Annotated in this window: 10 protein-coding genes; 5 read left to right on the top strand and 5 right to left on the bottom strand. The window is 56.9% G+C overall.

Going from position 1 to position 14,103, the window contains the following annotated elements; all coding sequences use genetic code 11:
• The first annotated feature begins 7 nt into the window (after positions 1-7).
• Positions 8-1,087 carry a phosphoribosylformylglycinamidine cyclo-ligase gene (gene purM, locus ACSYSS_RS07965; RefSeq protein WP_491703480.1) on the top strand — a complete coding sequence of 360 codons (1,080 nt, stop codon included), beginning with the start codon at positions 8-10 and terminating at the stop codon, positions 1,085-1,087.
• Here the strand turns inward: purM and ACSYSS_RS07960 are convergent.
• The gene (locus ACSYSS_RS07960) at positions 1,084-2,247 is read right to left on the bottom strand and encodes an ROK family protein (protein WP_491703479.1); all 1,164 of its coding nucleotides are present in this window, start codon (positions 2,245-2,247) and stop codon (positions 1,084-1,086) included. The two genes, purM and ACSYSS_RS07960, sit on opposite strands and share 4 nt — an antisense overlap.
• Before the next feature lie 404 nt (positions 2,248-2,651).
• On the opposite strand from ACSYSS_RS07960, the gene ACSYSS_RS07955 reads away from it, so the two are divergent.
• The 3 genes from ACSYSS_RS07955 (at position 2,652) to ACSYSS_RS07945 (ending at position 6,630) form a co-directional block, all read left to right on the top strand.
• Positions 2,652-3,752: a phosphotransferase enzyme family protein gene (locus ACSYSS_RS07955; RefSeq protein WP_491704281.1), complete on the top strand. Its 1,101-nt coding sequence runs from the start codon at positions 2,652-2,654 to the stop codon at positions 3,750-3,752.
• The gene (locus ACSYSS_RS07950) at positions 3,749-5,386 is read left to right on the top strand and encodes a UDP-glucose--hexose-1-phosphate uridylyltransferase (protein WP_491703478.1); all 1,638 of its coding nucleotides are present in this window, start codon (positions 3,749-3,751) and stop codon (positions 5,384-5,386) included. The genes ACSYSS_RS07955 and ACSYSS_RS07950 overlap by 4 nt, the downstream gene beginning before the upstream one ends.
• Positions 5,387-5,874: 488 nt before the next feature.
• Positions 5,875-6,630 carry an SDR family NAD(P)-dependent oxidoreductase gene (locus tag ACSYSS_RS07945; protein WP_491703477.1) on the top strand — a complete coding sequence of 252 codons (756 nt, stop codon included), beginning with the start codon at positions 5,875-5,877 and terminating at the stop codon, positions 6,628-6,630.
• 47 nt (positions 6,631-6,677) lie between these two features.
• Here ACSYSS_RS07945 and ACSYSS_RS07940 read toward each other — a convergent pair whose 3' ends face one another.
• From ACSYSS_RS07940 to tgt, 4 genes are all read right to left on the bottom strand, one after another.
• Positions 6,678-8,261 (bottom strand): ATP-binding protein, encoded by a 1,584-nt coding sequence (locus tag ACSYSS_RS07940; protein ID WP_491703476.1) that lies wholly within the window; start codon positions 8,259-8,261, stop codon positions 6,678-6,680.
• Positions 8,262-8,436: 175 nt separating this feature from the next.
• On the bottom strand, positions 8,437-8,703 hold the full coding sequence (locus ACSYSS_RS07935) for a DUF3995 domain-containing protein (protein ID WP_491703475.1): 267 nt from the start codon (positions 8,701-8,703) through the stop codon (positions 8,437-8,439).
• Positions 8,704-9,177: 474 nt separating this feature from the next.
• On the bottom strand, positions 9,178-10,116 hold the full coding sequence (locus ACSYSS_RS07930; protein ID WP_491703474.1) for a CPBP family intramembrane glutamic endopeptidase: 939 nt from the start codon (positions 10,114-10,116) through the stop codon (positions 9,178-9,180).
• A gap of 8 nt (positions 10,117-10,124) precedes the next feature.
• Positions 10,125-11,549, bottom strand: coding sequence for a tRNA guanosine(34) transglycosylase Tgt (tgt, locus tag ACSYSS_RS07925; RefSeq protein ID WP_491703473.1), 1,425 nt, complete (start codon positions 11,547-11,549; stop codon positions 10,125-10,127).
• 370 nt (positions 11,550-11,919) lie between these two features.
• On the opposite strand from tgt, the gene ACSYSS_RS07920 reads away from it, so the two are divergent.
• Positions 11,920-14,070: a S1C family serine protease gene (locus ACSYSS_RS07920; protein ID WP_491703472.1), complete on the top strand. Its 2,151-nt coding sequence runs from the start codon at positions 11,920-11,922 to the stop codon at positions 14,068-14,070.
• Positions 14,071-14,103: the final 33 nt, after the last annotated feature.

Below are 14,103 nucleotides of genomic sequence, written 5' to 3'. Positions count from 1 at the left end.
AGCACGAATGCCAGAAGCCTATGAGGAAGCCGGCGTCAGCGTCGAGGCGGGGTACGAGGTGGTCAAGCGCATCGGCAAGCACGTGGCGCGCACGAGCCGGCCTGGTGTGATGGGCGGCATCGGTGGGTTCGGTGGACTCTTCGACCTGTCGTCGCTGGGCTACAAAGAGCCGGTTTTGGTCTCCGGAACCGACGGTGTGGGCACCAAGCTCATGGTGGCCAAGGCCATGGGCAAAAGCGACACCATCGGCGTGGATTGCGTGGCCATGTGCGTCAACGACATTGTGGCTCAGGGCGCCGAGCCGCTCTACTTTCTTGACTACATTGCCTGCGGGCACAATGATCCGGCTCGGCTTGAGCAGGTAGTTTCCGGTGTGGCTGACGGTTGCGTTGAGGCCGAATGTGCGCTCATCGGCGGTGAGACGGCCGAGATGCCGGGCATGTACGATGCGGATGAAATCGACTTGGCCGGCTTCGCAGTGGGGGTAGCCGAGAAGTCGGAGCTGATTGACGGGGCGAGTGGTGCCACCGGAATCAAAGCTGGAGATGCCCTCATCGGCTTGCCGTCAACGGGCGTGCACTCCAACGGCTTCTCGCTGGCGCGTAAGGCGCTGTTCGACGAGGCCGGGTACACGGTGGATACGCGATTGGGCGAACTTGGGGGCAAGTCGCTCGGCGATGTGCTGCTCACGCCTACGAAGATCTATGTCAAGGCGCTGGAGCCTTTGCTCAAAGCCCATCTTGTCAAAGGTGTGGCCCACATCACTGGTGGTGGGTTTGTTGAGAACATCCCGCGCATGCTGCCCGAAGGACTGGCGGCGAGCATCAATCTCGGCTCGTGGCCGGCACTTGCGATTTTCGACGTGATCGAGCGTGCCGGTTCCATCGACCACATGGAGATGTACAACATCTTCAACATGGGCCTTGGCATGGTGCTCACCGTTGCTGCAGATCGTGCGGGCGAGACACTCAAGTTGCTCGAAGCTAACGGAGAGAAGGCCTACCGCGTTGGCAAAGTGGTGCAGCAAGTTGAAACAACACCTATGCGCGTTGTGTTCAGGCGAACCCCCAAGATTGAGGATGATTAGACTCCGTTGGCGGCGCACATCTGCGCCACGGCCACAGTGGCTCCGCGCAGTGTGATGTCCATGCCGCACTGGCAGCGCCGGATGGTGGTGTGTTTGTGGAAGGTGGACGCGGTGGTGCGGTTGAGGCAGTCCTGGGCTGCGTTGATGAACACGTCATTGACGATGTCGGGCGGTCCCCAGACGCACACGTCACCCATGTCGAGCAGCCCGACGGGCATGGCCAAAGCTTGCGCCAGATGTTCGCCGGCGCCGGCAATCACCTGCTCCCGATCGGCATCCGATTGGGCGGCTTCCATGCTCGAACGCAGGATCGGAGCCGAAACCACAGTTTCCAAACATCCACGCTTGCCGCACGGGCACTTACGACCACCGGGTTCCACAACGATGTGGCCTATCTCGCCGCCTGCGTAATTCTCTCCAAGAATCGTTGCGTCGTTGACCAGGGTGGCGGCGCCGATGCCTCGGTCGATTTTAACGAACAGCAAGTTCCTGCTTCCCCGGCCGAAATAGCGTTCGGTCAGCATCGAGCAGGTGACGTCATTGGCTACGATGACCGGTACCCCGAATCGTTGCTCGAGTTGGCTCTGCAAATCGACGTTGCGCCAGCCCAGCTCAGTGGAGTTGAGAATGACCCCGTCGTGCACCACACCCGTTGCGGCAATGCCGATTCCGGCCATTCGTTCACCTTTGATGCCTGAGTGGGGCATTTCTTCCCACAGCTGCCGAACGAGGTTCGCAATGGTGTCGCAATCAATGCTGCTGCGGGAGTTGAGTGCCACTTCCGCGTGGTGCAATGGCGTGCCAATCAAGTCGGTGACCTCGCCGCTGATAAGGTGCGCCTGCGAAAGATCGATGCTGACGATGCGCAGTCGCTGGTTGTTCACGGCCAGCAGCATGCCCCTTTTGCCTTTGCCAAGTGCGCGGGTCTCGTAGCCGGACTCGCAAATCAGCCCTTCGGCGAGCATGTCGTTTGTGACGTCGGATATGGCAACCCGTGAAAGTCCTGTTTCCCTGCCCAATTGCGCGCGGGAGTAAGTGGCGGATGGATAGAGCAGGTTGAAGATGAGGGAGCGATTATTGCGACGTATGTCGGAGGGGCTGGCCTTTACCCTGGTCGCAGCGGACCGCAGATTGGCCGATTTGATGTTGTTGCTCGACATCTACCCTCAATTCTTGGTTTGCCACGCACGCTGACGTTGTAGCTGGCAAACAACCACTGAAACAAACTTAGCAGAAGTATACCGTACGCGTCAATAAAAGTGTTGCACCTTATTCGTATTTGGGGGGGTGGTAATGCTCTCAAATGAACACATTTTGTCAATTTTGGTGGCGTGAAGGGCTCGTCAGAGGCTTGTCGACATCATGCAAGCGTGTATTTCGGGCGTGTTCGCCTATTTATGTATAGTATATTAACAAAAGGGTATCGTAGTGCGTTTTCAGAATGATATGGCCAAAATTTGCTGGGACGAAACGCGGTGCTTGAACGTATGACGGTGACGGGCATTGCTTGGTAATCGTCGGGTTGCGAAGCGAAGTAATGCAGGCGTTGGAAAGGGGCAGCATGATGGGCGACGAAGACACCGTTGAAGACGCAACGTTGACGCACGTAGCCGCGTGCTTTTTGTTCGAAGGTGCTGTTGAAAGCGTTGCACCATATGGCGATGGCCACATCAATCAGACCTATTTGGTTACGACAGGCAAGCGCCGCTACATTCTGCAGCGCATGAACACCGACATTTTCCCTGATGTTGTGAGTCTGATGCGCAACATTGAGCTTGTTACGGCCTTCTTAAGGGGGCGCGGCAAAGAGACGCTTAACATTGTGCGCACCAAGGACGGCGCATACTACCGTCATCTACAAAGCGGGGATTGGCGAGCCTACGACTTCATCGAAAATACCATATCCTACAGTTTGGTGCCTTCGGCTGACGTGTTCCGCGAATCGGGAGCTGCGTTCGGACAGTTCCAGAACGATTTGGCGGAGTTCGACGCCTCTCAATTGACGGAGACCATCGCGCATTTTCACGATACCCCCAAGCGATTCCGTGATTTTCAAGCGGCTCTGGCTGCCGACAAGCTCGGCCGTGCGGCCGGTTGCAAGGCTGAAATTCGGTTCTACCTAGACCATGCCCCTCAATACGGCATGATCATGGATGGGCTTGCCAATGGGTCGATTCCCCTTCGTGTGACACATAATGACACTAAACTTAACAATATATTGATGGATGCGGAAACCCATAAGGCACGGGCCATCATCGACCTGGACACCATCATGCCGGGGTCGATGCTGTTTGACTTCGGAGACTCCATTCGTTTTGGCGCCTCGACCGCACTTGAGGATGAAAAGGACCTTGACCGCGTGCATTTCAGCACGGGCCTGTTCCGCGCGTATGCCCAAGGATTCGTCGGGGCGGTGCGTCCGAGCATCACCGACCGCGAGGCAGAGCTGCTTGGCGTTGGGGCTAGGATGATGACATTGGAGTGCGGCATGCGGTTCCTCGCCGACTATCTTGAGGGGGACACCTACTTTGCCACCGATTACGCCGAACATAACCTTGTGCGGTGCCGCACGCAGATCAAGCTGGTGCAGGAGATGGAGCAGAAGGAAGCGCAAGTGGCACGAATCGTCGATGATGTGATGAATGAAACGGGCGATGCACGATGAGCGATGTTGAAGATAGGAGCGCGCAGCCAGTCGGCACTGTCGATGCCGTGTACAAAGCCATCGATGCGTTGACGGATTTTGCGGTTCGGCGTCTGGAACTTGATTCGGCCGATGAAACTTGGGCCAGAAACCGCGTGTTTGAGCTGTTTGGGTTGGACTCCTACCAGCCGACGGGAACGACGGCGGGCGAGGCCACTGTTGACGACTTGCTGGAACGGCTGCGTGCGGCCGCCGTGGCAAAGGGATTGCTGGAAGGCGAAGACGAGGGTGCGCCCGAGCAAATGGGTGCTGACGGCCGTATGGCCACCACTCCGGCCAGGCTCATTGACGATGCCGCAAGCAACAACGATGCGCTTGACGACGCGGTGATGGGCTGTTTCACTGCGCTTCCCTCCGCTTTGCAACATCGGTTTGCGGACATCGAGCGGTCGGAAGGTGGCATGGCGGCGATGCGTTGGTTCTACGACTACTGCGGCAATAGCACCTATGTGAAGCGCTCGCGTTTGGCACGGAACCTGCGGTTCGATTCGCACGGCCTCGTGGTCACCATCAACTGCTCAAAGCCGGAGTTCCGCACCATGAAGAATGCTGCGGCCGGCAATGCCGTCTCGGGCGGCTACCCGAAGTGCACCATCTGCTACGAAAACGAGGGGTTCGCGGTGCGCAGCAAGCGCACGCTGCGCACCATCCCGGTCATGCTCGGGGGCCATCAGTGGTTTTGGCAATTCTCGCCGTATGGCTACTTTGACCAGCACGGCATCTGTGTGAACTCCGATCACACGCCTATGCATGTGGACCGGCGGACCTTCGTGAATCTGCTTGATTTCGTTGACCGTTTCCCCGGCTACTTCCTGGGCTGCAACGCAGCGCTGCCACGCATCGGCGGTTCCGTTTTGGTGCATGACCACTACCAGGGCGGCGGCGAGCTCATGCCCATGCACAAGGCCGGCGCCTGGGCCACCCTGCGGTTCGCGGGCGAAAGTGACGCCACCGTCGAGATTCTCGACTGGCCGGGCACTGCGGTGCGTGTGGTCTCGCGCTCGCGAGAGGCCGTTGTCGAGCTTTCGGACCGCATCCGCGAAGGCTGGATCCACTACTCCAACCCTGATTTTGACATTGTGTGCGAGGGGCCGGAAGGCCGACGCAGCGCCGTCTCGCCGAGCGTGGTCATCACGCCCCGCGGCTACGAGATGAACCTCATCTTGCGCAACAACGGTGTCAGCGAGGAGTTCCCGCAGGGCATCTTCCACGCGCACCCTGAGTTCTGGGCCGTCAAGCAGGAGCCCATCGGGCTTATCGAGGCGCAAGGGCTCTTCGTCTTGCCTGGCCGCCTGAAGACTCAGCTTGCGCACATCGAGGATGCGCTGGTGGCCGGGAAGCCGCTGCCGCAGGCCGAATCCGAATTCACGTTCGAGTGGGATGAACTGCAGCAGGCACTCGCCGCTTCTTGCAGTGGTGCAAGGCCTTCAGAGGCGGTGAACGGTTCGCATGGCTACCCCTGTGAGGTGGTTCGCGCCGCCATCCAAGACGAGCTCGGCAGCATTTGCGAGCGAATCTTAGGCAATACTGCCGTTTTCAAGCGTAAACAGGACACATTGGCCTTCATGGAGGGTCTGGGATTCGCAAAAATCTGATCTTTTCATATGAAAAGGCCTTTTATGTGAGGCATTTTCGTTCAGAGGGGACTTTTAGCAGGTACATGCCTGTGTTTGAATTTCATCATGCTGGAATTCAGACGATTCTGGAATTCGTTATCACAAAATTTCGAGAAAAAGTCCCCTCTGAACGAAAGATTTCGGTTTTCGCCAAAATCGATGCCCGGGCTCAGCAAAACAGGTCGGCCGACCGTTTGATTTTGTTCGGTAGTGGCTTTTCCGAAAATGTATAGCAAATCAGAATCGGGAAATGGCGGAATTACAACGATTGTTTAACTAGATTTTGCGAGGTCGCTTGGAAAGTCCCAACCGAACGATTTTCGGGCGTGTGAGATTGAAAATTGCAGAGAATTCGATATTTTCTAAGGTTTCGTGGATAAGATTTAAGTATTACTTGATGTTGTTGTGCCTGTGGCGTCATTCTGGGACGGTTCAACGGCTCGGTGGCTCAAGATAAGGAGATTGATATGGCGGCGATGAGTAAGGAAACTTCAAAGACTGAGGGCGGTGGCGCGGTTGTCCGGCGCGCGGTGGTGACGGGCGCCTCCAGCGGCATCGGGAGGGCCACGGCGGTGGCGCTCGCTGATGAGCTGAACCAGAAATATGGTGCCGGCACGTGTGAGCCGGTGGTCTGCGACGTCACGGATGAGGCTTCCACCCAGGCGGCAGTGGGCAAGGCGCTCGCAGGCGGTGAGGTGAAGGCGCTGGTCAACTGCGCAGGCGGTGCCGTTGGCCAGGACTCGGTGGAAGGTTCGAACCTCGACGACTGGCGAGCGATGTATGAGCTCAATGTGATCGGTACCTTGCGCATCACGCAGAAGTTGCTGCCCGCACTCAAAGCCGCTCCAGGCGGTGGCACGGTGGTGGTCATTTCGTCCACTGCGGGCATCGAACCGTACGAAGGTGGTTCCGGTTACTGCGCCGCAAAGTCGGCTGAGCGCGTGATGGCTCGGGTCTTGAGGCTGGAGCAGGTGGGCCAGCCGCTGCGTGTCATCGACGTGGCGCCGGGCTTGGTGAAGACGGACGAGTTCTCGCTCAACCGGTTCCATGGCGACCAGGCTAAGGCCGATGCCGTGTACGCCGGGGTGCCGAACCCGCTCACCGCCGAAGACATTGCCGAATCGGTGCGATGGGCTCTGGGCCAGCCGGACAGCGTCGACATCGACTCGATTGTGGTGCGCCCGCGCGCCCAAGGCTCCTACACCAAACTCTATAGACACTGAATGCTTCACGTGATGTCAGCGGAGGTCTGTTGCATTCTGAGCTAATTTCATGAAGAGACGACTTTAAGGTAACGTCGGTTTCGGCTACGTGGCTTTCCGATTGCTTTAATCGTTCCGCTCTTTTCAAGACGTTGGAGTGCAAGGCGAATCGTCTCTTTGGATTTGCCGGTGGCGTTCGCCATTTCAAGTGTGGTGAAGGTTCTGTCGGATGCCGCAATCCGAAGAATCTGTTCATCAGTGGTCATTTTGGGGTTTTGTGTTCGGCATTGATTGATATAGGTTCGAAAAGCAGCTTCAATTATCGATTCATCATTACGTAAGATGCGTTCGGCCTCATCGTGCGGTCGAGCGATAAGAGCTTTTTGCTGCTCTGTGGCGTTTCGCCAGAGTTTCACGGTGAACTTATCGGCAGAAGCTTCGAAACTGGGTGCCGGTAAATGGCGCACTTGCATCTGTCGAATCATAAAATCGATGCCGCTACCTTGGCCTTCGACTGTTGCTGGGTTGCCGTCATCAATTGATGAAGAGCGCATGAGCTGAATTAATGTGGCATTGCGGCATTTGGAGTCTCCGTCAGTAAGATTTTCAAGCGTTTTGCCACCCCAAAGCCCGCCAGGATTACTGATCTCAATGCGATTGGGGTAAATATCAATGCTTACGCTTTGGCCTTGAAAAGCAGGATGATATTCTCGGTGGATGACGGCGTTGGCGATGGCTTCACGAAGAACTGATCGCGGAAACTCAAGTTCTTCGCGTCGTCCTGTGCCTTCTATGTAGGAAGCTATACGCAAATTGCGTGCAACGGCATTGACGGCGTCGTCGATCATCTGCGTCATCGGTCCGTCGCACTCGGCGCGGTCAATGAACCTTGGTTGTCCGGGTTCAGCTTTTCTGTTGCCTGGGTGGGCTGTAACGTCAATGAACAGACGAGGGAAGAATTGTTGCGGATATTGGCCGGCAACTAGCAAGCCTGCCATGCGGATGCCGCCTGATTTGTCAGTTATGTTCAAACGCCTAAGTTGCTCAGCTTCGCTATCCACGCCGCGCAGGACTTTTGAAGTTCGATGCGCCGTTATGAGTTGAGCGGTAATGTTTTGGTCAAGGTCCGAGACGTCGGTCTCCGCAACAATTTCGCGGTCTACAGTGCTGGGACGCAGTATGTTCTGCATCTCATAAATTTCGGTTGCGGAGAGCAGGATATCCTTATCGTCGACTCTTTTGTAGCTGCCTGCACTCACGCCTTTGGCACAGATGTAGCAGGGCTTCAAGTCAGGCTGATTCTCTGAAATACGAATAACGAGGAGCTGACTGCCTTCGAACAGTTCTCTTCGCATTTCACATTTCGGAGGATGAGCAAGTCTGGCCCCTTGCACGCCACCGTCGCCTATGCCCTCAACGAATTGATCACGTACTGCGTCGATGTTGAACTGTTGGGGGATTTGAAAGCCCGCATGCTCATCGAGACCGAGTAGCAGTGTGCCGCCCGATGTGTTTGCAAATGCGCTCACACTTTCCCACACGCTTTTAGAACTGAGTTTGTCGATGCATGATTTCGCTTCGTAGTCGCTGTCATCAGTGCCTTGCCTGCGTAGACGGTTAATTACCTGTTGAATGGGCTCTTTAGCTAGCAAGTCTGCGCTCCTTACAATCGCACATTGCAGTATCAGTTGCAATGTGCAGTGCGTCTAATGCTATCACATCCAAATTCACATACAAAAATTGGAAGATAATTTGGAAGTAAAACGTCTATTTTCGAATGATTACTCGAAGTAAATCTTGTACATCCAAATTCACATACCATATTTGTCATTGATGACGTTGACAATACCGACAATGGTGGCACTTGTGCAATCTGTGAGGTTTACAGCAGCTCAACCAGTGCGGTGGCGACGGCCAGCAGATGCAGATTGGGGTGTAAAGCAGGGTGTCCCAATGGGCGAACCCTGTGTCTTTTTCGCGCTTGGTCAGTCCCATGACGTTGAAATCGCCGAAAGCTCGAAGCGTGAACACTGCAACCGGGCACCAGAGCAGGATGGATACTGGCTCGGAGAGTTTCAGACGGCAAGCCGGCATTGTTCAACAGATGCCATTTTGCGTAAGAGTGTTCCTTCAGGGTAATATTCATTTAACGATATATCGGCTATTCATCAAAGGGGGTGCAAGTGAAAAATTTCAATGACTATCTTCCGATATTGATAAGCCTCGGAGTTAGTTTTGGAGTTGCTGTAGGATTGTTGCTTGCTGTAGCGGAACGCAACATAGTCTTTCTTCCACTATTTCTTGGACTGGGAATCTGCGCCGGGTCTATTGCGTTCGCGATTATGAAAAACCATAAGAATAAAGATGATGAAGATAGTAATGAATAAAAGCGTCTTTTTATTGCTTTATTGCTAAAAATCATCGGATTGCCTGACTCGGTATTATGCGTCGCCAGGGGCTGAATATGAGGTATTACTGGGTAAAGCGCATACCGAATCGGTGCGCCGGGCGCTTGGCCAGCTTGGCACCGTGACATCGGCTCGATTATGGAGGGCCCTTCTGCCGCTCTCAGCTGAGCAGAAATCGCGAGAGCATCTCGGCGACGAAGAGCGCCAGCGTGACGAGGAATAGCGGCGAAAGCCACGCATGCCAGATGCCTTCAGAGGAGTGGTGGGCTTGTAACGCAGCCTTGACACCAGAGCGCTTGTAGATTGCGAGAGCCAGCAGGATGGCTAATGTCAACACCCCAAACGTTATGTTCACTGCGGTGGCTGTCTGTCTCGGAATCCAGCCCTCCGCCATGAAAACCGCGTTGTTGAGGATGTGCAGGGCGATGGACCACGTCAGCGAGTACCGGTACGCCACGTAGCCGAACAGCAGGCCTGCAAGGCATGCGGAGAAACTTTGCTGGATGTCCCCATGCATGATACCGAAGAGCAACGCGGAAGTGGCGATGGCAAAGACAGGGCCGTAACGGCGAAGATTTTCCATAACGATGCCGCGGAAGAGGATTTCCTCGCAGATGGGGCCGACCAAGCATGCTGACAAAACTCCGATTACTGAATTCGAGGTTGCACCGATTTCCGATTGAGAAGTCTCCATTGCCACGTGGAGAGCGCCTGCGAGCCAACGCACGATGGAGTCGAAACCGTCGGAGACCAGTGTGATGGCAAACAGCAGTGTCATCGCGAGTACGATGAAGGCCAGTACCGTCATGGTGCGACGGGAGCGCAGATATAGATGCAGTTCATCGCATTCGCCGGTGATGGTGCTGTCCCGTTTGCGCAGTGACCGCGCCCAGAGGAACAGCAACGCGACAAGCGGCAGTTCGGCAAGAGCCTGCGCCCAAGTCGAGATTACGACGTCCGAAGTGTTCATAGCGTCCGCGATGGATATTGCGACGAAAGATATGAAGGCAATCCCCAGTGCGAAGGCGAGTGTGAAGCCTGCTTGCTGTCCGACGAGCCGCTTCGGCGTCGGTGCTTTACGATTGTGAGGTCTTGACATATCGCCGCTCATCCTTTGGAGCCGTTTTCGTAGTAGTGGGCGAGGGTTTCGTCGCGGAAGGCGTCGAAGTAGCCGCCGTCGATGGAGGCGCGGATGTCGTCGAGCAGATGCACGAAGAAGTGTTCGTTGTGGATGGTGGCGAGCGTGTAGCCGTTGAGCTCGCGGGCGCGCAGCAGATGGTCGACGTAGGCGCGGGTGTAGTGCGTGCAGGTGTAGCAGGTGCAGCCCTCCTCCAGTGGGCCGAAGTCGTGCTTGTTGGCTGCGCGCTTGATGTTGTAGCGGCCGTGGTGCGTCATGATGGCACCGTTGCGGCCGGTGCGCGCGGGGGAGACGCAGTCGAAGGTGTCGCCGCCGTTCTCCACACAGGCGAAGATGTCGTCCACGTTGGCGATGCCGAGCACGTGGCGCGGCCGGCTTTCGGGCATCTCATCGCAGATCCAGGCACAGGTCTCGCCGATGACCCGCTTCTCGATGGCGCCGCCGATGCCCACTCCATCGAAGTCGAGCGAGGCGATCTCACTGGCCGCGCGCCGACGCAGGTCCTCGTAGTTGGCACCCTGCACCACGCCGTAGAGCGCTTGGTATGGCTTGCCGACGCGTTCGGTCGTCAGTCGTTTATGTTCCTCCACGCAGCGCCGAGCCCAACGGAATGTGCGCTCGACCGACTTCTCCTGGTAGCCGCGGGTGTTCATGAGCGTGGTCAGCTCGTCGAAGGCGAACATGATGTCGGCACCGAGCTTGTGTTGGATGCCCATGGAGATCTCCGCGCTGAAGCGGTGCTCGTTGCCGTTGAGCGGCGATTTGAACGTTACGCCGTCCTCGTCCACGAAGGCCATGCGCTCCTTGCCCTCGGCGATCACATCGTCGTTCTTCATGCCGGTGACGTCCATGGCAAGTGTCTTCTTGAAGCCGGCGCCGAGCGAAAGCACCTGGAAGCCGCCCGAGTCGGTGAACGTGGGACCGTCCCAGTTCTCGAACCGTGCCAGGCCGCCCGCTTCGTCAATCACGTCTTCGCCGGGGCGCTCGAAAAGGTGGAAGGCGTTGGAGAGCAGGCACTGCGCACCAAGGCTTTTCATGGTCTCTGGCAGCACGCCCTTCATGGCGGCCTGCGTTGCAACGGGTACGAAGGCGGGGGTTTTGATGTCGCCGTGCGGGGTGTGGATCACGCCGGTGCGGCCGTACCGCGCTCCGCCGCGGCCCTTGCCGTTGGCTGCGTCCGGTAGTCGAGTCTTCTGCTCGAACCAGAATTCGCTGCGGTCGCCTGGTTGCCCCGGTGCGGCGCCGAGCGGGTGTTCCAGCAGACCGGAAGTGCTCGGCGCAAGGTGATTCGCGCCGGCATAAGGGGCCTTTGCTGCCTCGCACGCAGAGGTGGTTTTCACCGGTGCCTCATTGGTGGCTGAATCGTTCTGGCGCTGCGAAGTTGTGTTGCTCATATCTGCATTTTAGACAAAGCCCTGCCGCGAGTTGAATGATTGGACCAGATCAAAAAGAAATGTTTCGATTTCGGTGCGGGGTAGACAAGAGATTGGCGAGAACTTGACAATAAAGTTTTCTGAAGGTCCGCTGAATACCAGAGAACTGCCTATAGGCGTAACTTTCCTACGGTTTATGCCGTTTATTAGAATTAACATGATATTTGAAGAGTTGAGTTGGTGCATATAACAGAGGCAGAAGGAGCGCTTTTCCATGGAACGTTCAGAAAACTTCCAGATAGCCTGTCTTTACTCATAAGTAGCTGTTTACACAGGAGATTTACATGAGGTGCCGGTCTTTCGGCTGGCACGTAATAGTTAAGGAGCGATCATGGCTGAAGATGATGACAGGCCGACAGCCGGCGGGCAGTCGGATGGTTCGCAACGCGAGACTCAGCAAACGAACCAGAATAATAGTTCCAACCCGTTTAATGCACTGTACGGGCAGTCCGCTGATGTGAATAATTCGAATGCCGCAGCCGGTGCCGCGGATGGCACAAGCGCGAATGGTGGCAGTGTGGCGGATGGCGCACAGAGCCTTTCCAGTGATGCCGGGCAAAAGACGAATCCCGCCGATTCGACTGATTCGACCCAATCGATGAATGCCGCTGACTCACTCCGTTCCGGCGATCATGCTGGGCAGGCCAATCAACCGCAATCGGAACCAACGCAAACCGGTCAGGCTCAACAGGCAGGTCAGGGTAGCGAAAACGTAGCAGCTCGCGGAGATTTTACCGCGAATCCGTATGTGGGCAACGGGCAAGACAATCAGCCAACCCAGCCGATGCAGCCACAGTACGGGCAATACGCCCAACAGCCTCAATATGGGCAGTACGCTCAGCCTCAGTACGGCCAGTATGCAACCAACGCAGGTGGCCAGGGTGGCCAGTACGGCGGCAATGCGCAGTACGCTCAGCCCACGAACCAATATGGTCAGCCTCAGTCTGCCGGCGAGTACGGCCAACCCGTTGGGAGCTACGGTTCCGATGGAGCGGCCACTGGCGATGGCGGTGATAACGCCGGCACCGATTCACAACCGACCACGCAGTATGATCAAGGCTTTGCTGAAGGCGCTGGTGCCTCCGGTGCGCCGACGCAGACCATGCCGGGTCAACCTGGAGCAGTACCTCCATACGGATCGGGTGCCGGCAATGGCATGAATGGCTTCAACGGCGGCAATTCCAATGGTGCCGGCAAGGCCAAGAGCCGCAATGGCAACAACAACGTGCTGGTGGCCGTGGTCTCAGCCGTTCTCACGGCGATTCTCTGCCTTGGCGTAGGGTACGTAGGGCTGGTCAACGGTTGGGTGCCAATCCATGATTCGAGCTCCATGTCCGGCATCACCTCCAACTCGTCGGGTGGGGGCAGTGCCAAGGTCAAGGGAGGCGCGGCCCCCGACTGGACCAGCGTATCCAAGTCCGTTTCGAACTCCGTGGTTTCCATTCAGACCAGGATTCAGGGAGGCGAGGCCAAGGGCTCGGGGGCGATTCTCGACACTGACGGGCATGTCGTCACCAACAACCACGTGATTTCCGGCGCCACACAGATTCAGGTCACGCTGGCCAACGGCCAGATGTATGAGGCAAAGGTGACGGGTACGGATGCCACCACTGATCTGGCGGTCATCCAGTTGCAGAACGCTCCCAAGGATTTGACCCCTGTGAAGTTCGCGGATTCCGACAAGCTCGCCGTGGGCGAGAACATCATGGCGGTGGGCAATCCGTTGGGCTATGACAACACCTCGACGACAGGCATCGTTTCGGCACTGAATCGCCCCGTGAGCGTGATGGACGACAGCAACTCCGAAATCGTGACGAACGCGGTGCAGATTGATGCGGCCATCAATCCCGGCAACTCCGGCGGCCCCACGTTCAACGCCGCGGGCCAAGTGATCGGCATCAATTCCTCCATCGCCACGGCGTCCTCCTCCTCGCAGAGCCAGTCCGGCTCCATCGGAATCGGCTTCGCCATTCCCTCGGACCTCGTCAAGCGCGTTGCCGATGAAATCGTGAAGGACGGCTCAGTCAAGCACGTCATGCTCGGCATCACCATCAAGTCGGCCACTGCCACGGCCGACGGCGTGACCCGAAGTGGCGCCCAGATCACCAAAGGATCCGATGGAACCGCAGTCTCGTCCGGCAGCCCGGCCGCCAAGGCAGGCCTCAAAGAGGGCGATACGATTGTGGCATTCAACGGCAACGCTGTAGGCAGCAACGCTGCATTGCTCGGTTATGTTCGTGCGGCTGGGCTCGGCGATAAGGTTGCGCTTTCGGTGGTTCGTGGCGGCAAGACCATGAATGTGAATGTCACCCTTGACCAAGAGGAGAAGCAGGTCACTGGATCGAACCGTCAGGAGCAGAAGAACAATGGCAACAGCGACGGGAACGGCAGCGGTAACGGGAACGGCGACGGCGGTGGCAATAGTGACGGCAACGGCGATGGAGACGATGGCGGCCTTTGGGATCCGTTCGGTTTCTTCTAACAAATCGCTGGGTGTCTAGGCGCTCTTCCTTAT

It is taken from the genome of Bifidobacterium sp. ESL1118, from assembly GCF_058505595.1.
Note: the sequence above shows the minus strand (reverse complement) of the source record. Positions and strands in the feature narration are given on the sequence as shown.